The 20852-nt window shown below is 42.4% G+C and carries 23 protein-coding genes; 18 read left to right on the forward strand and 5 right to left on the reverse strand.

What is annotated here, in order from left to right:
• Window positions 1-3 precede the first annotated feature (3 nt).
• The gene (locus BCY91_RS03390; protein ID WP_120180619.1) at window positions 4-903 is read right to left on the reverse strand and encodes an AraC family transcriptional regulator; all 900 of its coding nucleotides are present in this window, start codon (window positions 901-903) and stop codon (window positions 4-6) included.
• 548 nt (window positions 904-1451) lie between these two features.
• On the opposite strand from BCY91_RS03390, the gene BCY91_RS03395 reads away from it, so the two are divergent.
• From BCY91_RS03395 to BCY91_RS03410, 4 genes are all read left to right on the forward strand, one after another.
• Entirely contained in the window at window positions 1452-2798 is a 1347-nt protein-coding gene (locus tag BCY91_RS03395) for a sugar porter family MFS transporter (protein ID WP_120180620.1), read from the forward strand.
• 40 nt (window positions 2799-2838) lie between these two features.
• The gene (locus BCY91_RS03400) at window positions 2839-6171 is read left to right on the forward strand and encodes a DUF5107 domain-containing protein (RefSeq protein WP_220699422.1); all 3333 of its coding nucleotides are present in this window, start codon (window positions 2839-2841) and stop codon (window positions 6169-6171) included.
• A gap of 129 nt (window positions 6172-6300) precedes the next feature.
• Entirely contained in the window at window positions 6301-6555 is a 255-nt protein-coding gene (locus tag BCY91_RS03405; protein WP_120180621.1) for a hypothetical protein, read from the forward strand.
• A gap of 190 nt (window positions 6556-6745) precedes the next feature.
• Entirely contained in the window at window positions 6746-8350 is a 1605-nt protein-coding gene (locus tag BCY91_RS03410; RefSeq protein WP_120180622.1) for a family 43 glycosylhydrolase, read from the forward strand.
• A 549-nt stretch (window positions 8351-8899) separates the two neighbouring features.
• Here BCY91_RS03410 and BCY91_RS03415 read toward each other — a convergent pair.
• Genes BCY91_RS03415 through BCY91_RS03430 form a run of 4 tightly spaced genes read right to left on the reverse strand, consistent with a single transcriptional unit; the run spans window position 8900 to window position 10504 of the window.
• The gene (locus tag BCY91_RS03415; RefSeq protein ID WP_120180623.1) at window positions 8900-9127 is read right to left on the reverse strand and encodes a helix-turn-helix domain-containing protein; all 228 of its coding nucleotides are present in this window, start codon (window positions 9125-9127) and stop codon (window positions 8900-8902) included.
• Window positions 9114-9596, reverse strand: a complete 483-nt coding sequence (locus BCY91_RS03420; protein WP_120180624.1) for a hypothetical protein — start codon at window positions 9594-9596, stop codon at window positions 9114-9116. The genes BCY91_RS03415 and BCY91_RS03420 overlap by 14 nt, the downstream gene beginning before the upstream one ends.
• 3 nt (window positions 9597-9599) lie before the next feature.
• Entirely contained in the window at window positions 9600-10076 is a 477-nt protein-coding gene (locus BCY91_RS03425; RefSeq protein WP_120180625.1) for a hypothetical protein, read from the reverse strand.
• Window positions 10077-10135: 59 nt separating this feature from the next.
• Window positions 10136-10504 carry a hypothetical protein gene (locus BCY91_RS03430; protein ID WP_120180626.1) on the reverse strand — a complete coding sequence of 123 codons (369 nt, stop codon included), beginning with the start codon at window positions 10502-10504 and terminating at the stop codon, window positions 10136-10138.
• A 98-nt stretch (window positions 10505-10602) separates the two neighbouring features.
• Between BCY91_RS03430 and BCY91_RS03435 the strand changes: the two genes are divergently transcribed.
• The 14 genes from BCY91_RS03435 (at window position 10603) to BCY91_RS03500 (ending at window position 20840) form a co-directional block, all read left to right on the forward strand.
• Entirely contained in the window at window positions 10603-10818 is a 216-nt protein-coding gene (locus BCY91_RS03435; RefSeq protein WP_120180627.1) for a hypothetical protein, read from the forward strand.
• Window positions 10819-11102: 284 nt separating this feature from the next.
• Window positions 11103-11342, forward strand: coding sequence for a hypothetical protein (locus tag BCY91_RS03440; RefSeq protein ID WP_120180628.1), 240 nt, complete (start codon window positions 11103-11105; stop codon window positions 11340-11342).
• Window positions 11335-11529, forward strand: a complete 195-nt coding sequence (locus tag BCY91_RS03445; RefSeq protein ID WP_120180629.1) for a hypothetical protein — start codon at window positions 11335-11337, stop codon at window positions 11527-11529. The genes BCY91_RS03440 and BCY91_RS03445 overlap by 8 nt, the downstream gene beginning before the upstream one ends.
• Window positions 11523-11762, forward strand: a complete 240-nt coding sequence (locus tag BCY91_RS03450) for a hypothetical protein (protein ID WP_120180630.1) — start codon at window positions 11523-11525, stop codon at window positions 11760-11762. The genes BCY91_RS03445 and BCY91_RS03450 overlap by 7 nt, the downstream gene beginning before the upstream one ends.
• 98 nt (window positions 11763-11860) lie before the next feature.
• Window positions 11861-12808: an ATP-binding protein gene (locus tag BCY91_RS03455; protein ID WP_120180631.1), complete on the forward strand. Its 948-nt coding sequence runs from the start codon at window positions 11861-11863 to the stop codon at window positions 12806-12808.
• On the forward strand, window positions 12771-13520 hold the full coding sequence (locus BCY91_RS03460; RefSeq protein WP_120180632.1) for an HNH endonuclease: 750 nt from the start codon (window positions 12771-12773) through the stop codon (window positions 13518-13520). Before BCY91_RS03455 ends, BCY91_RS03460 begins: the two co-directional genes overlap by 38 nt.
• A 171-nt stretch (window positions 13521-13691) precedes the next feature.
• Complete coding sequence (locus BCY91_RS17515; RefSeq protein WP_182995295.1) at window positions 13692-13865, forward strand: hypothetical protein; 174 nt, start codon at window positions 13692-13694, stop codon at window positions 13863-13865.
• A complete protein-coding gene (locus BCY91_RS03465) occupies window positions 13855-14433 on the forward strand; it encodes a hypothetical protein (protein WP_120180633.1) in 579 nt (192 codons plus the stop codon). Before BCY91_RS17515 ends, BCY91_RS03465 begins: the two co-directional genes overlap by 11 nt.
• A gap of 21 nt (window positions 14434-14454) precedes the next feature.
• Window positions 14455-16110 (forward strand): DEAD/DEAH box helicase, encoded by a 1656-nt coding sequence (locus tag BCY91_RS03470; RefSeq protein ID WP_120180634.1) that lies wholly within the window; start codon window positions 14455-14457, stop codon window positions 16108-16110.
• Window positions 16111-16114: 4 nt separating this feature from the next.
• Window positions 16115-17791, forward strand: coding sequence for a ParB/RepB/Spo0J family partition protein (locus BCY91_RS03475; RefSeq protein ID WP_120180635.1), 1677 nt, complete (start codon window positions 16115-16117; stop codon window positions 17789-17791).
• Between the two features lie 204 nt (window positions 17792-17995).
• Complete coding sequence (locus tag BCY91_RS03485; RefSeq protein WP_120180637.1) at window positions 17996-18844, forward strand: HNH endonuclease signature motif containing protein; 849 nt, start codon at window positions 17996-17998, stop codon at window positions 18842-18844.
• A complete protein-coding gene (locus BCY91_RS03490; RefSeq protein ID WP_120180638.1) occupies window positions 18819-19295 on the forward strand; it encodes a hypothetical protein in 477 nt (158 codons plus the stop codon). The genes BCY91_RS03485 and BCY91_RS03490 overlap by 26 nt, the downstream gene beginning before the upstream one ends.
• Complete coding sequence (locus BCY91_RS03495; RefSeq protein ID WP_120180639.1) at window positions 19295-20086, forward strand: hypothetical protein; 792 nt, start codon at window positions 19295-19297, stop codon at window positions 20084-20086. Before BCY91_RS03490 ends, BCY91_RS03495 begins: the two co-directional genes overlap by 1 nt.
• Window positions 20028-20840 (forward strand): hypothetical protein, encoded by an 813-nt coding sequence (locus BCY91_RS03500; protein WP_120180640.1) that lies wholly within the window; start codon window positions 20028-20030, stop codon window positions 20838-20840. Before BCY91_RS03495 ends, BCY91_RS03500 begins: the two co-directional genes overlap by 59 nt.
• Window positions 20841-20852 lie beyond the last annotated feature (12 nt).

Raw genomic sequence — 20852 nt, forward strand, 5'->3', positions numbered from 1 at the left:
GTGTTACTGTTTTTTCTTGTATTTGCTCTTGTAGTTTGCCGGTGAAACACCCATTAACTTTTTAAATAACCGCGAGAAATAATAAGGGTCCTGAAAGCCCAGTTCAAAGCAAATTTCTTTAATACTTCTGTTCGTAAAGTACAGGTGCTGGCATGATTCCTGAATTTTCAATTCGTTAAAATATCGATTAGGGGAGATGCCGGTTTTCGCTCGAAACATTCGAGAATAATGAGTAACGGATAAATTTTGTTGCTTCGCTAGCTCTTCTATAGAAGCGTTAAAATTCAGATTTTTTTTCATAAAGGCTATAGAACGAGATATTTTATCGCCTTCGTAGTTTGTGGGTCTTAGCTGTTCTGGGTACAGGAACTTCGAAATAAAATTCTGTAATTTCAAGCTAACGAGCTCGAGATTTTTTTCTTCAAAACTGTGTTCAAGCAGAGAGAAAATATCATTGAAGGTGTTAATGTTGTCCTCTTCATAAGCTATAGATGCCGGTTCCGACTTTAGGTCAAGATATCTGGAGTATAAAAGTTCTGAATTTTCTCCAGCAATGTGCATCCAATATATTGACCACGGATCTTCACTTGAACTGCTGTATTGATGAGGTACGTTCTTGGGAAGAAAAACGAATTCATTAGGATTCAAGTTTGATGTTTTTCCTTTCATAGTTACAGTTCCTCTTCCGGCAACGCAGTATAAAAAGATATACTCACAGCAACCAGCTTTTCGTTCCCGGTCATGAAAGGCTGCATGGGGATAGAAGCCGATAGCGGTAACATAGGTTTGCCTTATCAATTTATTGGTTAACGGAACGCGTTTTACATTAGGTGGTAACACGATCATTTTCTGCCCTACAAATCCCTCTCTTAATCTTTTTTCGGTTTTGGCTGTTGCAGACATTTTGCCGTTTTTTTACTAATATAAAGTTATTAGCCCATCACAGTAGTATATAATCCGTTCATGAGTTAATTGTCTATCATAAAGGATGTTTTGTTTATCAAATCTATATTATGGCTCGAAGTAAAATCGGTTATCAAAGTTTTTATTTGCGGAGGTAATGTCCATTATTTTTCGTCTTCTGTCCATTTACGAAGCTTTGATTTCGCTGTAAGTTTACCAAAGTTAATGAAAACTTTTCATAACGATAAAGACTGCTCCCCCTCAGGGCGGTCAAAGCCAATTACTTATCTAACTTATAATTATCATGAAAAAAACACGAAAAACATCCCTGTCAACATCAAGCCTTTTTGGTCAAATTAAATTTTCTAAAGAAATCTTTTTTGAATTAAATAAGATATAAATGGAAATTAGGTGAAAAGAACTCCCTGTATTTTAATCTACGACCTTGTCACACATTTCTACATGGTTATATTGTCCATCTATAACATTAGAATATCCATTTGCTTAATTATAGAACGGGTTTATATTAGGGCATAATTTATAATTAAATGAATAAGCCAAAGCAGTCGTTCAATAGCCCTTATATTTTGTTAATTTCTTTCATTTCTGCATTAGGGGGATATCTTTTTGGTTTCGATTTTGCCGTTATATCCGGGGCTTTGCCATTCTTAAAAAACGAATTTTTACTTGATGCATGGAACGAAGGCTTCCTTACCGGCTCTCTGGCGCTGGGATGTATTTTAGGGTGCCTCGCAGCCGGTCAGCTTGCCGATAGGTACGGCAGAAAACCGGGTCTTATGCTTTCGGCATGCATTTTTGCGGCTTCTTCCCTTGGAATGGCTTTTTCAACCACCCTTAATGTCTTTATTTTAAGCCGTTTTGTTGCCGGGATAGGAGTGGGAATGGCGTCTATGCTAAGTCCGATGTACATCGCCGAAATTTCTCCAGCAGACAAGCGAGGACGAAACGTGGCCATTAACCAGTTAACCATAGTGGTTGGTATCCTAATTACCAACCTAGTTAATTATAAACTGTCTGGTGCCGGTCCGGACGCTTGGCGTTGGATGTTTGGGCTTGGCGTTGTGCCATCTGTACTTTTTCTTTTAGGCGTGATATGGCTGCCCGAAAGTCCGCGCTGGTTGATGAAAGCAGGAAAGCGAGAGCAGGCAGAGGCCGTACTAAAAAAAATCGGCTCAGATGTTTATGTATCGACTACCATGTCCGATATCGGAAAGTCGTTAGTTGGGACTAACAAAGTTTCCTATAAAGCGGTTTTTGATAAGGCCGTAAGGCCTGCTGTAGCGGTAGGCATAACTTTAGCTGTTTTTCAACAGCTCTGCGGAATTAACGTGGTTTTTAATTATACCTCTACAATTTTCGAATCTGTTGGGGCGAGTTTAAACCAACAGCTTTTGGAAACCGTATCAATTGGGGCGGTGAACTTGTTATTTACATTATTGGCAATGTGGCAGGTAGATAAACTTGGCCGGCGGCCCCTTATGCTAATAGGTGCTTTAGGCTTGGCAATTAACTACGTGATTTTAGCCTATCTCCTCCAAAACCAGGCCGCAGCCGGATTGGTTTCTGTTTTTGTGCTGCTCGCCATCGGACTTTATTCTACATCGTTGGCTCCCGTTACCTGGGTGCTCATTTCAGAAATTTTCCCAAACAGAATTCGGGGCGCTGCGTCTTCAATTGCTATCGTATCGTTGTGGGGAGCTTACTTTATTCTTGTATTTACATTTCCAATTTTAGCCAAAAAAATTGGCACCTACGGACCTTTCTATATGTACGCCCTAATTTGCTTTTTGGGTTTCTTATTTGTGTTAAGAAAAGTGCGTGAAACTAAAGGACAAACGCTTGAACAGCTTGAAGATAATTTTATTAGCCATTAAACTAAATAACCACCCCCCGTGCTGGTGCTAAAATCCGAAGATGAAAACAATGAATAATTTTGAGCTGAAAATTTGGGAGGAGAATATCATTATTCCAACCTATTGCGTAGGGAAGCCAGATAAAAATCCGATGTTTTTTGAGAAAAGGGTTTATCAGGGCAGTAGTGGAGTGGTATATCCAAATCCGATTATAGAAAAAATTTCCGACGAGAAGAAAGACGTCGCTTATAAAGCGCTTTACCTTGAAAATAAGTATCTGAAAATCATGATTTTACCAGAGCTAGGTGGTCGCGTTCAGATGGCTTACGATAAAATTAAAAAACGTCATTTCATTTATTATAATGAGGTAGTCAAGCCTGCTTTAGTGGGGCTTACCGGCCCTTGGATTTCGGGAGGGATAGAATTTAACTGGCCGCAACATCATCGGCCGAGTACGTTTGAGCCGGTCGATTACAAAATTGAGGAAAACGCCGATGGGAGTAAAACCGTTTGGGTAAACGAGGTCGAAAAAATGTTCCGGACAAAGGGAATGGCAGGCTTCACCTTGCATCCTGATAAAGCCTATCTCGAAATTAAAGCTAAACTTTACAACCGTACAAGCCTTCCGCAAACCTTTCTTTGGTGGGCAAATCCGGCGGTAAAGGTAAACGACTATTATCAGTCAGTGTTTCCACCAGATGTAAACGCAGTGTTTGATCACGGTAAACGTGATGTTTCTGCTTTTCCAATAGCGACAGGAACGTATTATAAAGTAGATTATTCACCGGGTACAGATATTTCGAGATACAAAAATATACCCGTCCCCACCTCGTACATGGCCATGAACTCTGAGTATGATTTCATGGGGGGATATGAACATGATACCCAAGCTGGAGTATTACATGTTGCAAATCATCATGTGTCTCCGGGTAAAAAGCAGTGGACTTGGGGGCATGGTGATTTCGGACAAGCCTGGGACCGAAATCTTACCGATGAAAACGGTCCCTACATAGAGCTGATGACCGGTGTATTTACAGATAATCAGCCTGATTTTTCGTGGCTTATGCCTTACGAAGAAAAATCATTTACCCAATATTTTTTGCCGTATCGTGAGGTGGGAATGGTGAAAAATGCCACAAAAGATATTTTGGTTGGTCTAGAAAAAGTTGAACAATGGCTTGTCGCAAAAGTGTTTGTTACGTCTGAACAAACGCTAAAGATTCAACTGAAACTGAAAGACGCTGTTATCATAAATGAAACAGTAGAACTTAAGCCAGAGCAAGTTTATGAAAAGCAAGTGCCGGCGGCGAATACGGTAGAAAATGATTGTGTTCTGATTGTCTCGGATATTAACGATCGCGAACTAATTCGTTATGAACCTTCACAAAATAAACAAAAACCTATTCCGGACCCTGCAAAACCTGCATTGCCTCCCGAGGAAGTTGAGAATGCCGAACAGCTTTTCCTTACCGCACAACATCTTGAACAATACCGACATGCAACTTACAGCCCTGTTCCATACTATGAGGAAGCGCTGAGGCGAGATCCAAAGGATATTAGAAATAATAATGGGCTGGGAACATGGTATTTAAGACGCGGGCAGTTTGTAAAAGCCCAGCCATATTTCAGAAAGGCCATTGAAACACTGACTTCCCGTAATCCAAATCCTTACGAAAGTGAAGCTTATTATAACCTAGGACTTTGCTTAAAGTTTGCCGGCGATATAGATGGTGCTTATAACGCCTTCTATAAATCTACCTGGAGTAGCGCTTACCAAGACTGCGGTTATTTTTCTGTTGCACAAATAGACGTTTCTCGTGGCGATTATGAATTGGCACTTGAGCATGTGGATTGGGCAATTGACCGTAATGCCCGAAACATGAAGGCCTACTCGTTGAAGGCTTCTATACTTAGGAAATTAAAACGGACAGACGAAGCCCTTGAAGTACTCGAAATTGCACTTTGCAGAGACAGCTTCAACCTTACGGCGATTTTCGAAAAGATTAAAATAGTTCATTCCTTGCAGCAAGAGAACTGTGCAGAACCGCTCGTGGCTAAGCTCCTTGAGCTAGGTGGATCAAACGATCATAATTTTATCGAATACTCGCTTGACTACGCAGCCGCCGGATTGTACGAAGAAGCTATAGAATTACTGAGCATGGTTGTTAAACCAGACTCTTCTCCTTTAGTTTTCTATTATCTTGCTTACTGGCGCCATAAGTTAGGATACCATACTTCAGAATACTTAAAGAGTGCAGAGAAAGCGAGCCCATATTTATGCTTTCCTAACAGGCTTGAAGACATACAAGCTCTGAAATATGCCATTGAAGCAAATGCAGATGATGCCAAAGCACCATATTATCTTGGTAATTTATTTTACGATAAAAGACAGTATGATGATGCTATTCATTATTGGGAGCTCTCGTTAGAACGCGATAAAACATTTCCTACTGTGTATAGGAACCTCGCCATTGCGTATAGTAATAAGCGTCAGCAACAACAGAAAGCCTTGGCGATGTTTGAAAAAGCATTTGCGTTGGATCAAACGGACGCCAGAGTTTTGATGGAGCTCGATCAGTTTTATAAAAGGCTCAACGTAGAGCCAACAAGCCGTTTAGCCTTTATCGAAAATAATCTGGAGGTAGCCACAGAAAGAGACGATGTTTATCTAGAAAGAGCTTCTCTCTATAATTTCTTGGGTGAACATAAAAAGGCTTATGACTTAATTATGAGCAGAAAGTTCCATCCTTGGGAGGGCGGAGAAGGTAAGGTATCTGGTCAATATATTGTAAGTCTTGTGGAGAGCGCTAAACAAAATATTCAAAATAAGTTTTATGAAAAAGCTATAGAACAACTAACGTTATCCCAAATATATCCGCATAACCTTGGTGAAGGAAAACTTTTTGGCGCTCAGGAAAATGACATCAATTACTGGCTGGGTTGTGCCTATGATGGTCTTGGAAATTTAGGTTTAGCTACGGAGTATTGGCAAAAAGCAACCAAAGGTTTATCTGAGCCTGACGCGGCCGTATTTTATAACGATCAGCAACCGGATAAGATTTTCTATCAGGGCCTGGCATGGCTAAAGTTGGGTGATGAATATAAAGCAAATGCGATTTTCGAAAATCTTGTGCATTTCGGTTCAAGTCATGAAAATGATGAAGTAAAGATAGACTACTTTGCGGTGTCGTTGCCCGATTTATTGATTTTTGAAGATGATTTATCCCTAAGAAATAAAATCCATTGTTTGTATATCGCAGGTTTGGGATTACTTGGTTTGGGGCATTTGAACGAAGCCAGACAGGCATTTTCGGAAGCTTTAAAATTTGATTCGATGCACTTCGGAGCTCAAATACATCGAAAGATTCTAGATGTATCTGCAATTGGAAGTTAAGTGGACCGGATAAGTTTGCGGAGCTGTGACAGAAAACACGTATACGGATGACACGCCCATTTTCATTGTAAGAAAAGACTTGACGGGACACGGGAGGGAGGGTTTACAGCGCCCCACTCTATAAAATCTTTGCAGGGAGAAGTTGTACAGGTTAAAGCGAAAGATGGTATAGCGCAAATTGAGTTACAAATTATTGATGAAGACGGAAATGCCGTTGTAAACGCCGATGATGAAATTACTTGCGAAATTGCCGGAAGTGCCAAATTACTTGGAATGGAAGCGGGCAATAATTCAGACGTAAGCGATTATACAGACAACAAACAGGGCGCTTATCATGGTAAAATGATCGTATATATACAAACCCGTGGTAAAACTTCTGATTGAGTTTTGGTACGTTTTAGCGCGCCATAGTTAAAATCAACTGTTGTAAAAATTAGGTTATTATAATAAGCTTCTTTCAAATAACAATGATCACTACTACTTAATTACGACAAAAACCTGACTGGCGAACCCGTTCAAAACTTATTTTTAACCAAAGAAAATTTATAGGATGCATAAGTACTTACTTTTAAATATGAAAAATCTACTTGTTAAATTCCGTCTATTAGGCCTCCTATTCCTTTCTTTATTAATTGTTAAAAAGGATGTTCTGGCGCAGAAGCAAAATATTAAAAATGATGTGTTTTGGGATACCAAAGAAGGTAAGCCCATTTATAGTCAGGGCGGAGGGATTTTTACGTTTAAAGATCCTAAAACAGGACAGCACAAATACTATTGGTACGGGGTCCATTATAAAGGTGCAGAAATATATAGAGAATCTCCTAATAAAACCTATCCTGGAACCGGTTTCGAATCCGTTACCTGCTATACTTCTACCGATTTGGTTAATTGGAGTTTTGAATCCGATGCACTTACAAAGGAAGCTGCTTCGGAAAAAGGCAGAGGAGGTTGGGTAGGTCGGCTGGGTGTAGCGTTTGTAAAAGAAATAAACAAATACGCGATGTTTGTTCAGCACGGGAATGGCGTATTAATTGCCGTCTCAGATTCTCCTGCAGGTCCTTTTACGTGGCATCAAAAGATAAGTATGCAGGAAATCATCGGCACACCTAACACAGGCGATCAAACCGTCTTTACAGATGAAGATACTGGGAAATCGTATTTGGTTTATTCTTACGGAAGAGGCAGAAACAAGATATATATTTCCGAAATCGGTATAAAAAATGGAAAAGTGGACTTGCTAGACTGTGTAAAGATTTTTCAGGGCGCCGGCCGCGAAGGCAACTGTATGTTTAAATACAAGGGCAAATATTATATGGCAGCTTCCAATCTTTACGGCTGGGATTCTTCTTTGGTATATTACCTGGTTGCCGACGATATAAGAGGACCCTACAAGCCAGAGAATAATATGCTGGTAATGGACGGGGCTGCCGATGATTATGGGCATATTACTCAAACAGGTTTTTTTGTTACAGTTAGAGGCACTGAGCAGGAAACGGTGGTTTACTGTGGCGATAGATGGTCAGATTTTGCAGGCAATGGCTTAGGTTATAATCAATGGGTTCCGCTCTCGTTTAACGGCGAAAAGCCATACTTTAATTCTTTGAACTCTTGGAACTTAGATGTCAAAACTGGCCGGTGGAACGTTGCTAAAGACAATAACTGGGTAAAAAACGCAAGTTTTGAAGCTGACCGGAAGGCGATACCCAGTTTGGCTAAGCCGGTGCAAACTGTTTTAACAGGCTGGGAAACCAATGTGCTGAAAGGTAATAAGATCTCTCTTGATACTAACACAAGTCCAACGCTCAACTTTGCAAACACTGAAGAAGATAGAAAAAGAGTTATAGGAGAACGAAGTCTTAACATGAGCGATAATATTGACTTTCAGCACAATGTTTCGCAAAAAATCACCTCTTCTCCTTATGTAAAACTGCCTGACGGTTATTACACACTTACCGCAAATATCAGAAACAGTGATGGTTTTTTTAGCTTAGAAATGTATGCTGAAAGCGCCGGAAAACGTGTTGTAAGCAAAATAAAAGGCGCAAATCCAAGCTGGACGACTATAGAACTGAAAAGAGTACCGGTTAAAAACGGAAAAGTTGAGATAGGATTTAAAGCTGATGGTAAAGCGAATTCAAGCTGCCAAGTGGATGATGTTTCATTTATTAAAGAAGAATAGATCTAATGTTACTAAGAATAAAAAGCGCTGTTTATTTATATTGATACAAACGGCGCCTGCGGGATATAGGTTTAGCTTTAAGAAAAAAACACATCGTATTTAAGCACTATGTCTCTTTAGTTGGCAGCTTTATATGGGAGCCATTAAGTTATGGAGAGGCCGTATTTGATCGGAAAGGAAACGCTAATAAATTTCTTGATCTATATCCTGCTATTGCAGAAAAGAGTGAAGTTATTGATGATTTTAATAAAGCTAGTTATTAATCCTACGATAGCTGAGTGGAAAATTTGCTGAATTTTTCGATAATAAAGCAAATACTGATTGATGCTGTAAAAGCGAATTTTGGTTTGATATAGTGAGCCTTTGCAGCGGTAAATAAGTTGCGTCAGCTACCACTCTAATAAAACTGGAGTATAACCCTTGTAAAATATTGATTTACAAGGGGCTGTTTAAATGCTGTGGACCCGGAGGGATTCGAATTCGGTCGGCAAATATTTCGTTTTTTAAATCGCTGATTTCCAGTTGTGTCAGTTTTTTAGCTGCTCCCATTTATTTTGCTTTTTGTCTGTTTTTCGTCCAGTTTTGTCCGTCAAAAAACTTGTTTATATCTGCTTTGTAAACACTTCTTAGCACCATGAGTACTTTCCAGTTGAGGTTCTGTGTGCCCTTTATCATGCGGTGTATCGTAGGCTGCGATATACCGGCCTGCTCTGCCAGAATGTCCTGCGTTATGCCTTCCGCCTCCATTATGTGTTTAAGGAGTTCATTCGGCTTCATAGAATCCTAAATTCAAAATGGTGTCATCCCATGCCTTGTCTCCAGTACGTTCCGCTATAGTTTTAGAGAGCCATTTCATCTTGGCCTCATAAGATTTATAGTGCATCTTTCCTTCCTCGAAGTTTTTTTGAACTCTATTCTGAACATCATAAAGTGCACTGACTTTTAAGACCGGAATCAGATAGGATCCGAATGGGTTTCCTTCTTCTTTTTTTTCTATTTCGTTTATTATTGCTTTGTGATGGATATCTTCGATTTCCTTGCCTTTTTCCAGCATGTACTGTTTTTGCTCTTCGAACTTGCTCTTGTATTCGGCCTCTAGACTGGCTAAATCATCTTTGAGTTCCTGTATTCCTGTTCCAGGAACGTAGCCCCTTTCTTTGACCATAGAATCGAAGTGCTTCTCAAAAATACCCCTGGCAACACCCATTCCGACCAAAAATCCAATTATAGCAATGAACCAATCCATAGTTTATTGCCTGCTGAATTTGGCTGTCATCACGATTTTAGAAGGTTTCTTTTCTACACCGTTTACATTGTAGGTATCCCTTGGATTTAAGTCCGCGACAGTCCACGTCATAATTTTAGAAGTGTAAACTACATAAACATCCATATTTACATCACTGTCCAATACTTCCTCGTAATTCTCGAAAGAGAGTTTATTGCCGGTGAGTACGTATCCTGAGATAATTTCATCGGTTTGGTAATTTGGGTAATTAAAGTAGGTGGTTGAGATAACTGCTTGGTTTTCACTAAACGTTATGTAGTACGGAGCCTTGTCTTCGGGTTCGAAAGTTTCGGTAAAGGACTTAGCCCCCGATTCATCATAGTAATCGTATGTGCTAGAAGTGAGTTTCCACTTTCCCTGAATTGTCACGCCGGTATCTTCATTTTTTTTACATCCTACCATACATATAGGTATGATCAACAGAAATAATAGGTTTTTCATTTTTGTTTTTTTGGTTTATCAAATATCAAATTTTAACTGGTTACTAATGTGTACAATTTTCAACCGGCCTTGCTTCCGGACGCTATATTCCCCAATTTTTTACGCAGGCTCTCATTCTCGTGGTTGAGGTTGGCATTTAATACTAGGAGCCGGTTGTTTTCGGCCTCTAATGTGTTGATTAGCTTTTCCTGCGTTGATATGGTTTTTTCGAGCGAGGCAACTAGTTTGTTGTCCATATTTAGTTTTTGATCGGTTTTGCTTTTATTGGAAAAAGTTCCACCAAAATACTGCGTAAGCGTATTGAAGTCTTCTGTCTTTGGGCTTGATTTGCCTTTTGTCCATTTGTACATTCTGTCGTAGGGTATCCCTGTTTCCCTCTCAATAAGCTTTAAGTCGCTATTTGCTAGCTTTTTAATTATTTCGGTCATTGCAAAATTGAAAAAATTCCAAACTAATTTGGAATAATTGAACTTTTTCCATTATATTTGTTTCAACAATGTTAATCATCAAATATAACTAAGAAAATATGAAAGTTGATGCACGAGAACTGGTTTTTATCAGAGACAACGCCCCGAAGAATTTCGCGGCATTGATATCTGATACTACAGGTGTGCCCAGAAGCACAGTAAATAATGAGCTTTCGCGGATTAAGCGCTCATACAATGAAGAAGTAATCAAAGAGGCCCGCCGGTTATTGAAAGTAATTAAAGGGATTGCTTATGAAGCTGGTTCACAGGGGTAAAAATCGCCTGACTTCTTCTGAGGTGGATCCAGAGGTGTGGGAATGGATGAAAGAGTTCGTTTTACAGCACAATAAAGGTATAGCACGTCAAAAGCGGAAGCACAGAAGGGCAAGCTATCCCGGGATAAATGATTTATAAATACGCAAAGGTTCGTTCTTTATAACTGATTGAAAGTCAAAAAAGCCCTTAAGGCGTTAAGGGCTTGCTTAAAAACAAAAAATCCCGGAAGCACCACCTCCCGGGAAATAAATGTTACTACTGATCACCAAAACCAATAATAATAATGGCAAATCTACACAAAATCTTGCAGGTACCTGCAAACCTTACTGACGACAGCATCAAGTCTGCAAAAGAATCAATCAATGAGCAAATTAAATCTATGGATAAATGGTGCATACGCACTGCGTTCAACATGGCGCTTATGGACACGCAGCAACTGGCAGCTATACAGATAGCTAAAGATAGAGGTTATGATGATTTGGCAATAGCCATGCTTAAAGAAATGGAGGTTCAAAATGCGTAAGCTGGCCCCTGGCGCTGTTCACTTTACAGCCAAACCGGATGCCGATGTTTGGAAGCCAGACTACGAAACTCCCGAAGAATTGATGATAGCTACCATGCAATGGAAGCTCGACGTGGTTCTTAAAAAGAAGCTCCCAAAGCACCGGATGTTAAGCAAGTTCTACAAAAACAAATTCAAGTCATGCTAAGCGAAACTATACTGTATTTCAACCAGACTATTGAGGTTGATTACCTCTACGAGAAAGCAGAGGCTGGAGATATGTCCACGCCGCCATCAGGCGAGGTTGTAGAAATAGACAAAATAGTCATTGATGGTCAGGACTGTTCAAATGCCCTTTACATCGGCAACTTGTCGGAAATAATCGAGAAAGAAATTTTTAAAAAAAGAAAGGAGCGAGAAGATGCGTGGGAGAATTGGTGATAACAAAGACAACGTCACCATAGCGCTTATGCTGGCCATCGCAGTCATCGCGCTGCTTATCATTTTGTCAATTAATTAATCATCTAAATAAATGTACCATGAGTAAAATCACAAAACCAGCTGAGCTGAAGGTTCAGCAGAACATTAAAGTTTTAGCCTACGGCCAGCCGGGGCTAGGAAAAACCACGTTAGGGCTTTCAGCCCCGTCGCCTTTGCTGTTAGACTTCGATAGAGGCGTGCACCGCGTTAGTCCGGCACACCAGACAGACACCGTGCAGATCGAAAAATGGGAGGATGTTCAGGAAGTTTTACAGGAGGATCTATCCGGTTATAAAACGCTGGTGATAGACACCGCCGGTAAAATGCTCGACTTTATGTCTAACTACCTTATCCGGAAAGACCCTAAGTTGGGCAAACAGGACGGCTCACTCACTTTACAGGGTTACGGCGCCAGAAAGGTGATGTTCGTCAACTTCTTAAAACAAGTTGACCAGATGAACAAGCACCTTGTTTTTGTTGCACACGACAAAGAGGAGAAAGACGGCGAACAAAAAATCATCCGTCCAGAGATCGGCGGCAGCTCATCTGGCGATCTGGTTAAGGAGCTTGACCTTGTTGGCTACATGGAAGCGATCGGCAAGAAACGCACCATCAGCTTCGACCCCTGCGAAAAGTTCTACGGCAAGAATACTTGTCAATTGCCTTCACGGATCGAGCTTCCGCATCTGGAAGATGGTACGGAAAATAAACTTTTGACCAACATCTTCAGCAACTATCAGGAGCACCTTGAAAATAGGAAGAAAATAGCGAAAGGATACGACAGCTTAATGACCACCATTAAAGAGTCTATCGACGGTATTGCAGACGCTTCTACCGCAAATGATTTTGTGAAGTGGGTTTCGGATCCGGAGCTTACACATATCTGGGACTCAAAACTACAGGCTGGCAGACTCTTCAAAGAAAAGACAATCGCATTAAAATTAGTCCTTAACCCCAAAACAAAAGAATATGAAAAATCAAAACAGCCAGTCGAAGCCGCGGTATAAGTTCTACGCCACACTTCTTGATGCGTTTCATTACTACCTGCGTTCAGAGGCGGAGAATGCCTTCCAGGAATTTATAGACAAAATCAACAGAGTTCCTTTTACAAGCGAAGCTGCGGAGAAAGGAACCTGTTTTAATGAGCTGGTGGATATGCTGGCGGATAACCGATACGACGAGGCCTGCGCTAAGTACAAGATTGCCGAAAGAGCGTTAAGAGGGCATGAGGTGCTTACCTGCACACACACCGACAGGACCGGCAACGAATGGGTTTTTGATTACAAAAAGGCACTAGTATGGGATTTCGCTTATACGTATGCTAAATCAAACAGGCAGATATATACTTCCGGCCATTTGGGGACATCACGCGGTACGGTAGAGCTTTACGGATATATTGACGAGCTGGCACTTGATACGGTTGTGGATATCAAAACTACTTCCAAGTACGAGTTTCCCAAGTTTCTGCACAATTACCAGCACCTGGTATATCCTTTCACGTTAAGACAGGAGGGGCTGGAAACATCGTCTTTCCGTTATCACATCACTGACTTTACGAACACATATATCGAAGATTATTCATTCGACGAAGAAAGGGACGTGAAAAGGCTTAAGGCACACGTGGAGCATCTTATCGATTTTATTGAGACGTACAGGCATTTGATTACAGATAAGAAAATTTTCGCGATGGAGGGAGAGGAGGTAACAGTAAATGGGTGAGATAGCTGAAGATATGACTGATGGATCTTGTTGTCAGAACTGCGGACAATATTTCAAGCATCCTAAAGGAGGTATATACGTGCATGGATATCCTGTTACTTGTTGGGACTGCTGGGAGGAGGATGATGAGGAATCAGGTGTAATGAAAGCAGATGTAGATACTTTTTAAGGATGAAGTACAGGCTTAAAGAAGATGTGTACAGCCGTTTCCACAAAAACAAACTATACGGCAAAAAAGGAACGCTCGTGTCTGTATTAAGCCAGAGCGGGAATGTGTTAATCGTACAGGGAACTGGATGCAAGTTCCCTGTTTTAAAAAACCAACTGATAGGTTATGATAAATAGGATCACAAAAGCAAAAATCACAAAAGAGAAAACCATCGACGGGATAGAGTTTTCTGAAAAACTGCTTAACAAAGCAAAAAGAGACCACAAAGGCGTTAAATGCGACTGGATCGCCCACAAAGACTTAGAAGAGGCGTTCCACGCTTTAAACCCTCACGTTGCCCACATATGCGAGCTAACCGGGCCACTGGACGAATGGAACGAAGCGGAGCGTTTTTCTGATATCGAAGTGTCCAGCTTTACCGTTTCCGGAGAAGATGAATATGAAGGTGTTACCATATCGGCACAGCGCACGCTAGGGAGCGGTTTAGTTATGTCGCTCAACACCCCGTTTATCCGCTGGGATAATGACACTTATCCATTTATATCTGAGCTTGCGCAGTGTGTGAACGCGTTACAGGAAGAAATACACCTTTACTACGACGGTAAGCAGGCGCCGAAAAGACAGCTGGAGATGTTTGCCGGAGATGACCTGTCCACAGAGATCAGCACGGTCAGCGATGACGAGGAAAAACCTAAGCCTAAACGGAAGCAGAAAGTTGTAAAACTTGCCGATACCGAACAGTAGCCAACATAAATCACCAGCCAAATGAACGGATATATCATCCCGAGAAACAACCTGTACGAAGTAAGCTTCCGCTACGACCCTAAGCTTGTAGAAAGGATTAAAGAGATCCCCGGCTACCGGTGGGATCCTATGAGAAAAGTCTGGACGGTCCCGGCTGCGCAACGGATAGCTCTTGAGAAGTTTGCTTACTCAAACCGAATATCATGGGGTTCACAAAAAGAGCCGGAGGTGGAGTACGTAATTCCGGATATGCCCGAGCTGACCGTGGACATACCTTTAAAAATGGATATGTTCCCCTACCAGAAGCAGGGCGTAGCCTACGCTTTAAAAACGAAACGCCTGATTATCGGCGATAAGCCAGGGCTGGGGAAAACTGTTCAGGCGATCGCAACGGTAATACACCTAAACGCTTTCCCTTGTATAGTGGTGTGCCCATCTACCTTAAAGGAAAACTGGAGACGTGAATTTGCCGAAAAATGGTCCGACAAAAAAGCGATGGTATTGAACGACAATATCAAAAATACCTTTCCTAGATATTGGGAGCATGGCCTGGCGGACGTTTTTATAGTTAACTACGAGAGCCTTAAAAAATACTTTGTACGCAGTATGCCAAAGAAAAGCGAAAAAAAACGCCTCACCCTGCGCGACATCGTTTTTAAAGAACACATCCATCTTTTTAAGTCGGTGATAGTTGACGAGAGCCACCGGTGCAAATCTTTCCAGACGCAGCAGACAAAGTTTGTTAAGGCGCTGGCCACCGGTAAAGAGGTGGTGCTTTTATGCACAGGCACGGCGGTAATGAATAAGCCTAATGATTTGGTCCCGCAGCTCGGCATCATAGACCAGCTGGGAGCTTTCGGCGGATATAAAGGTTTTCTGGACAGGTACTGTTCCGGGCCTTCCGGAGCGTCAAATCTTAAAGAGCTGAATTATAAGCTCAGGACCACCTGCTTTTACCAGCGCGATAAATCGGAAGTCCTAAAGGATCTGCCGGCAAAAATGAGACAGATAGTCTATTGCGACATCACTAACCGGAAAGAGTATGATGATGCGGAAGCTGACTTGATTAATTATCTGAAGCAGTACAAAGATGCGGATGATGAAAAGATAGAGAGAGCCGTGAGAGGTGAGGTGATGGTGAAGATGGGCATTCTTAAAAACATTGCGGCCCGGGGCAAAATGCACGATGTGCTTTCTTACTGTGACGACATGCTGGAATCTGGAGAGAAGATGATTTTATTCGGTTATCTGAAGGAAATCATCCAGCAGGTTAAACAGCATTATCCGTCATGCGTAACCGTAACCGGTGACGACAACGAGAAGCAGAAGCAGGCATCCGTTGATAAGTTTCAGAACGATCCCGACTGCAAGCTGTTTGTCGGAAACATTATCGCTGCAGGCGTTGGCCTTACGCTTACGGCATCCAGTACGGTTGCTTTCATCGAGCAGTGGTGGAATCCGGCTATCAACGAGCAGGCAGAAGACAGGGCGCACAGGATCGGGCAGAAAGACAGCGTGAGCTGCATCTACTTTATCGGGCGGAACACAATAGACGAACACATCTACGACATCGTAGATAAAAAACGCGCGATGGTAGCTGGCGTTACCGGAAGCGAAGAGGTGGTGAGCGAAAGCGTGATGAACGATATTATGGAATTGTACAAATCAAAAATCTAAAAAAATGGCAAATAAAAAAGAAAACCTAAAAACAGCCGGATCCCCTGACCCGCTGGGCGTAATGAACATTTCAGTAAATTTTATCAGCCCCAGCAGTCTCAATATCCGAAAGAGTATTGACGAACAGTCTATCAGCGAACTTAAAGAAAGTATTCTTTCCGTTGGGCTTATCCAGCCTATTACCTTGAGGCCTGATGCAGATGGTTACGAAATCGTGTGCGGCGAGCGCAGGTACCAAGCGTGCCTAGCGGCAGGGATGAAAGAAATACCGGCGATGATCAAAAACCTTACGGATGAGGAAGCAGTAGAGATCATCATCACGGAAAACCTGCAGCGCGAAGGCGTTGGCCCGATTGAGGAATCGGAAGCTTTTGAACATATGATAGAAAGCATGAGATATAGCGTTGAAGATATCGCGGCGAAAATCGGCAAGCCGGAAAGCTACGTGACCAGAAGATTGTTATTATTAAAGCTTATCCCTCCGCTTTTTGAAAAGGTAAAGACTGGCGAGCTGCCGATAGGGCATGCGGAAAGATTGGCGAGAGTGGCCGATAAGCACCAGGCCGCATGGCATGAGTACGCCTTTGAACAACGCTACGGCGAGAAATCAGCAGGCACTCTCAAGAACCTCAAATGGTGGCTGGAGCATAACACCAACAATAAGCTTGCTGAAGCTATTTTCGATACGGGCCTTAGGAACTTCGCCGGCGTGCCACAGGCATGTACCGAATGCCCTCACAACACCGCGTGTTCGCTGGCTCTTTTTGACGAGCAGGAGCCGGTATGCATGGATCCGGAATGTTTCGCCAAAAAAACCAAAACCGCTTACGATGCTAATGTTGAGGAGGCTATAAAAGACCCAAATGTAACCTTAATCGATACCAACTGGAACAAAAGCGCTAAGGCTAAGGAGCTGCGGAAGGAAGGTTTTACAGTTTACGAAGCGCACCAAGTAAGATGGCTTACCAAGCCCGAGCTGGAAGAAGTAGACCGCGAAGACTATGATTCTGACGAAGAGTATAACCAAGCAGTGAAAGAAGCTGAGAGCGATTTTGCGGAAGATATGGAGTATTACAACGAAGAATCGCTAAAGCTGATGTCCGCCTTTGATCTAGCGTCTGGGAAGTACAAGAAAGTTTCGATATATGAATCTGCTAAAAAAGCTATACAGAAAGAGGATTCCAAAGCTTCGGAGATCTTAGACCTTAAATCAAAAATCAAACGCGGCCGTGAGCTGGATAAAGAAAAGGTGATGAAAAGACTGGTAGACCACATGACGGTTAACATCCCTCAAGGACCGTTGACGGACGAGGAATTCCAGTGCATGTATGCTGATTTTCTTAACCGGATAGGTTACGGCAAAAAGTCTGCTGATATCGAAAAGAAATTCGGTATCGAAAAGAAATATTCAGCTTCAGAGGGGATCGCTTTTGTCAACGGGGTAAAAGGTGTGTCGCCGGAAGATATCGGCAACATGGTAAGGATATCGCTATTAAGCAACTACTCCGGGATTTTTCCTAACTCCCTGGGAGGTGCGATAATTTTCAATCTAGCGGCCAAATGGTGCCCTAAAGAGCTTTTGGAGTTCGAGCTGGACCAAGAGGGTATAAGGGAAAAACGGGAAGCTAAATTGAACGCCAGGATTGCGGATCTGGAGAAAGGAGTGGCAGATGGCCAATAATTATGTTTTTGCCGATAGGCACGTGAAATGCCCGTACTGCGGTATTACAAACAGGTTCTATAAAATAGAAGCTAAGACCGGCAGGGATCATCAGTTTATCAACTGTGACGAAGAAGAAGGAGGGTGCGGGCGGAAGTTTGTGCTGCAGACGGATCTTTCCGTAAAACTTGAGTTATCCGCTTATATCATAAAATCGGAGGAATAATGAGAGGGATGTGGAAAGCATACGAAGAGAAGTTCCGGGAGTTATACCCGGTGCTTCCCCTTGCCGAGCTGGCCAAGATATTCCCTTTCAGCGACAAAGAGATAAAATCAAAAGCCAGCAACACAAGGCTGAGAAAGAAAGGAAAGCTATTGTCTTGGGCCTGGGCGGACGAGCAGGAACTGATAAAACTATATCCGGACACGCTTAATGCAGAAATCGCTAAAAAGTTTAGTAGGTCAGAGAAGTCAGTCCAAGCCGCTGCTTTTAAATTAAAGCTACGAAAGACTCCTGAGTTTATGGCTTGCCACATTCAAAAAAACCAGTTCCGCAAAGGCATGACGCCTGTGAACAAAGGCAAAAAGCAAACCGAGTACATGAGTCCGGAAGCGATTGAAAGGACCAAGGCTACGAGGTTCAAAAAAGGGCAATTGCCGCACAACACCTACAACGAGGTAGGGAAAATCACCATAAGGCACGACCATCGGGAACGTGGAGGCAAGCGTTATAAGTACATCTGTATAAAGGTGGGTGTATGGTCCATGCTCCATAAGCATTTATGGGAGCAAGCAAACGGCAAGGTACCTAGTGGCCACTGCCTTTGGTTTAAGGATGGTGATCCGATGAACTGCACGCTGGAGAATCTGGAGATGATCACGCGAAAAGAAAACAGGAAACGCAACCATCCGGCCTTAAGGCTAGGGGATAAATACGTAGCTAGGTGCATCGTGGGGAAAACAGGCGATACGGAAGCTGTGTTGGATTCGCCGGAGCTTTTAGAATTAAAAAGACAACAGTTAAAACTTAACAGAGAAATCAAGAACCATGACAAAAATGCAAATGGAAAGTAAGCTGGCGGTAATGGCAGGCAAGCTTTATTTATATAAAGGAAAAGAGCACCGGGTTTTGCGCTACCAGTGCGAGACCACATTTTCAAAAATTGTTACGAGCCGTGAGGATCTGGTGATCCACCATGATGAAGCCGATGAGATATTAGGAGGTTTTTTACCGGTAGATGAGGATACTCCGTTTGTTTCTGCTAGGCAAGAGAAAGAAGAAACGCTTCCGGCACAGGTAATGCAAATACCGGAACTCTCTTTTAAAAGCAACGTGCCGGCGCTTTCAAATATCATTATGTCTAACATCGAAAAGCTGAAAGCAGATCCGGCATATATTGGACAGGCAAACGCTATCAACGACCAGCTTAAAACACTTATAGATCTTGGCAGGACTGAGGTTGAAATGGCTAAAATGCAACTGGCTCTGGGCAAAATGAATTTACAGAACAAAGATCTTTATTAATGGAGATAACCGGTTATCAGCTTTCACGGGCGTGGTTTGATTTTGCTTTCGAGAATCAGGGCAAGGTGACGGGCAACCACTGCGCAATGCTTATGTGGTTCATAGAGCTCAACAACCGGATGGGCTGGGTAAAAGAGTTCGGGATACCAAGGGATCAAACGATGGCGGCGGTAGGCATTTCATCTTACAATACGTACAAAAAGGTATTTAACGACCTTGTGGCATGGGGCTTTGTAAACGTGGTAAGAGAAAGCAGAAACCAGTTCACAGCTAACGTAATTGCCCTATCAAAAATTGACAAAGCAGATAAAATTGCCCTATCAAAAATTGACAAACCTCTTGACAAAGCACTGAAATCGCTCGTGACAAAGCAAGTTAATAGCACTGTTGCCTTAAATAAACCATTAAACAAAGAAACAAGTAAACCATTAAACAAAGAAACACTATCCACCGGTGCTGAAAAAAAATCAGCACCTGAGATGTTCCCGTCTGAAGAACTTGGTATTTCATTCAAAAGCTTCTGGGACGCTTACGACAAGAAAGTCGGAAAGGTGGAAAAGCTTCAGAAAAAATGGGAAAACTTAAAAGTTTCCGAAAAACAGGCGGTAATGGCTTATGTGCCGAAATACAAGCTGGCGCAGCCGAACAAACAGTACCGCAAAAATCCGGAGACCTTTCTGAACAATCGGGGATGGGAAGATGAACTGATCTGTAACGACAAAAACTTGAAAGATGGAAAAAACAATCAAAGACCTCCTGCAATCACAGGTGGCAATTTCGGAAAGCTATAAACCGGAATGGGAAGATGTAGAGCTTTCCGAAGATGAGCTGAACGAAGTCATCAAATCGGCTAAAATTAAAAAACTGGCGGAAATCCGGCTAAGGGAACACGCCGAGAAAGTTAACCGCATGGTGGAGGTACCGAACTACACGCCAGAGCAGCTGGGAAAAATAATCCTGAAAACAGCAAGGGAGCAGAATCCGGATTTCGTGATTGACGACGGTAACCGGGCCGTGTTCAAGCTGTTATGCCAGTACTTTACGCTGGATCCGGCTTTTGAAAAAACCGCGGAGGCCTTCTCGTTACGGAAGGGGATAATGATCGTTGGCCCGGTAGGCTGCGGAAAGACCACGATGCTCTCTTTTTTCCGCAAAAACACAGTCAACTCCTTCCGCGTGCTTTCATGCCGGGACGTTGCCGGGGAGTATACGGAAATGAAGGACGGGGGCAACGATGTTTTACAGTACTATTCCGGGCTGTTTTCCGTGCCCAGAGGACAGTTCTACAATCAGGCGGACATCGGGGCGTTTTTTGACGACCTAGGCACAGAGAGCGTTAAAAAACACTTTGGGAACGAGGTAAACGTGATGCAGGAAGTCATTCTGAACAGGTACGATAGGGGTATCCGGAACAAAACCCATTTCACCACAAACTTAAACGCGGAAGCAATCGGTGAATACTACGGCGCAAGGGTAAGGTCAAGGCTGAGAGAGATGTGCAACATCATAACCTTTCCGGACCATTCGCCGGACCGCAGGAGTTGAACTTTTTAAATT

The organism is Pelobium manganitolerans, from assembly GCF_003609575.1.
GTDB lineage: Bacteria > Bacteroidota > Bacteroidia > Sphingobacteriales > Sphingobacteriaceae > Pseudopedobacter > Pseudopedobacter manganitolerans.

Coding starts and splice junctions, on each gene's coding strand:
- BCY91_RS03485 (WP_120180637.1), top strand. CDS start 17,996: ATGAGAGGGATGTGGAAAGCATACGAAGAGAAGTTCCGGGAGTTATAC.
- BCY91_RS03475 (WP_120180635.1), top strand. CDS start 16,115: ATGGCAAATAAAAAAGAAAACCTAAAAACAGCCGGATCCCCTGACCCG.
- BCY91_RS03440 (WP_120180628.1), top strand. CDS start 11,103: ATGGCAAATCTACACAAAATCTTGCAGGTACCTGCAAACCTTACTGAC.
- BCY91_RS03420 (WP_120180624.1), bottom strand. CDS start 9,596: ATGGATTGGTTCATTGCTATAATTGGATTTTTGGTCGGAATGGGTGTT.
- BCY91_RS03490 (WP_120180638.1), top strand. CDS start 18,819: ATGACAAAAATGCAAATGGAAAGTAAGCTGGCGGTAATGGCAGGCAAG.
- BCY91_RS03465 (WP_120180633.1), top strand. CDS start 13,855: ATGATAAATAGGATCACAAAAGCAAAAATCACAAAAGAGAAAACCATC.
- BCY91_RS03425 (WP_120180625.1), bottom strand. CDS start 10,076: ATGAAAAACCTATTATTTCTGTTGATCATACCTATATGTATGGTAGGA.
- BCY91_RS03500 (WP_120180640.1), top strand. CDS start 20,028: ATGGAAAAAACAATCAAAGACCTCCTGCAATCACAGGTGGCAATTTCG.
- BCY91_RS03430 (WP_120180626.1), bottom strand. CDS start 10,504: ATGACCGAAATAATTAAAAAGCTAGCAAATAGCGACTTAAAGCTTATT.
- BCY91_RS17515 (WP_182995295.1), top strand. CDS start 13,692: ATGAAGTACAGGCTTAAAGAAGATGTGTACAGCCGTTTCCACAAAAAC.
- BCY91_RS03460 (WP_120180632.1), top strand. CDS start 12,771: ATGAAAAATCAAAACAGCCAGTCGAAGCCGCGGTATAAGTTCTACGCC.
- BCY91_RS03435 (WP_120180627.1), top strand. CDS start 10,603: ATGAAAGTTGATGCACGAGAACTGGTTTTTATCAGAGACAACGCCCCG.
- BCY91_RS03450 (WP_120180630.1), top strand. CDS start 11,523: ATGCTAAGCGAAACTATACTGTATTTCAACCAGACTATTGAGGTTGAT.
- BCY91_RS03495 (WP_120180639.1), top strand. CDS start 19,295: ATGGAGATAACCGGTTATCAGCTTTCACGGGCGTGGTTTGATTTTGCT.
- BCY91_RS03400 (WP_220699422.1), top strand. CDS start 2,839: ATGAAAACAATGAATAATTTTGAGCTGAAAATTTGGGAGGAGAATATC.
- BCY91_RS03455 (WP_120180631.1), top strand. CDS start 11,861: ATGAGTAAAATCACAAAACCAGCTGAGCTGAAGGTTCAGCAGAACATT.
- BCY91_RS03395 (WP_120180620.1), top strand. CDS start 1,452: ATGAATAAGCCAAAGCAGTCGTTCAATAGCCCTTATATTTTGTTAATT.
- BCY91_RS03415 (WP_120180623.1), bottom strand. CDS start 9,127: ATGAAGCCGAATGAACTCCTTAAACACATAATGGAGGCGGAAGGCATA.
- BCY91_RS03390 (WP_120180619.1), bottom strand. CDS start 903: ATGTCTGCAACAGCCAAAACCGAAAAAAGATTAAGAGAGGGATTTGTA.
- BCY91_RS03410 (WP_120180622.1), top strand. CDS start 6,746: ATGAAAAATCTACTTGTTAAATTCCGTCTATTAGGCCTCCTATTCCTT.
- BCY91_RS03470 (WP_120180634.1), top strand. CDS start 14,455: ATGAACGGATATATCATCCCGAGAAACAACCTGTACGAAGTAAGCTTC.
- BCY91_RS03445 (WP_120180629.1), top strand. CDS start 11,335: ATGCGTAAGCTGGCCCCTGGCGCTGTTCACTTTACAGCCAAACCGGAT.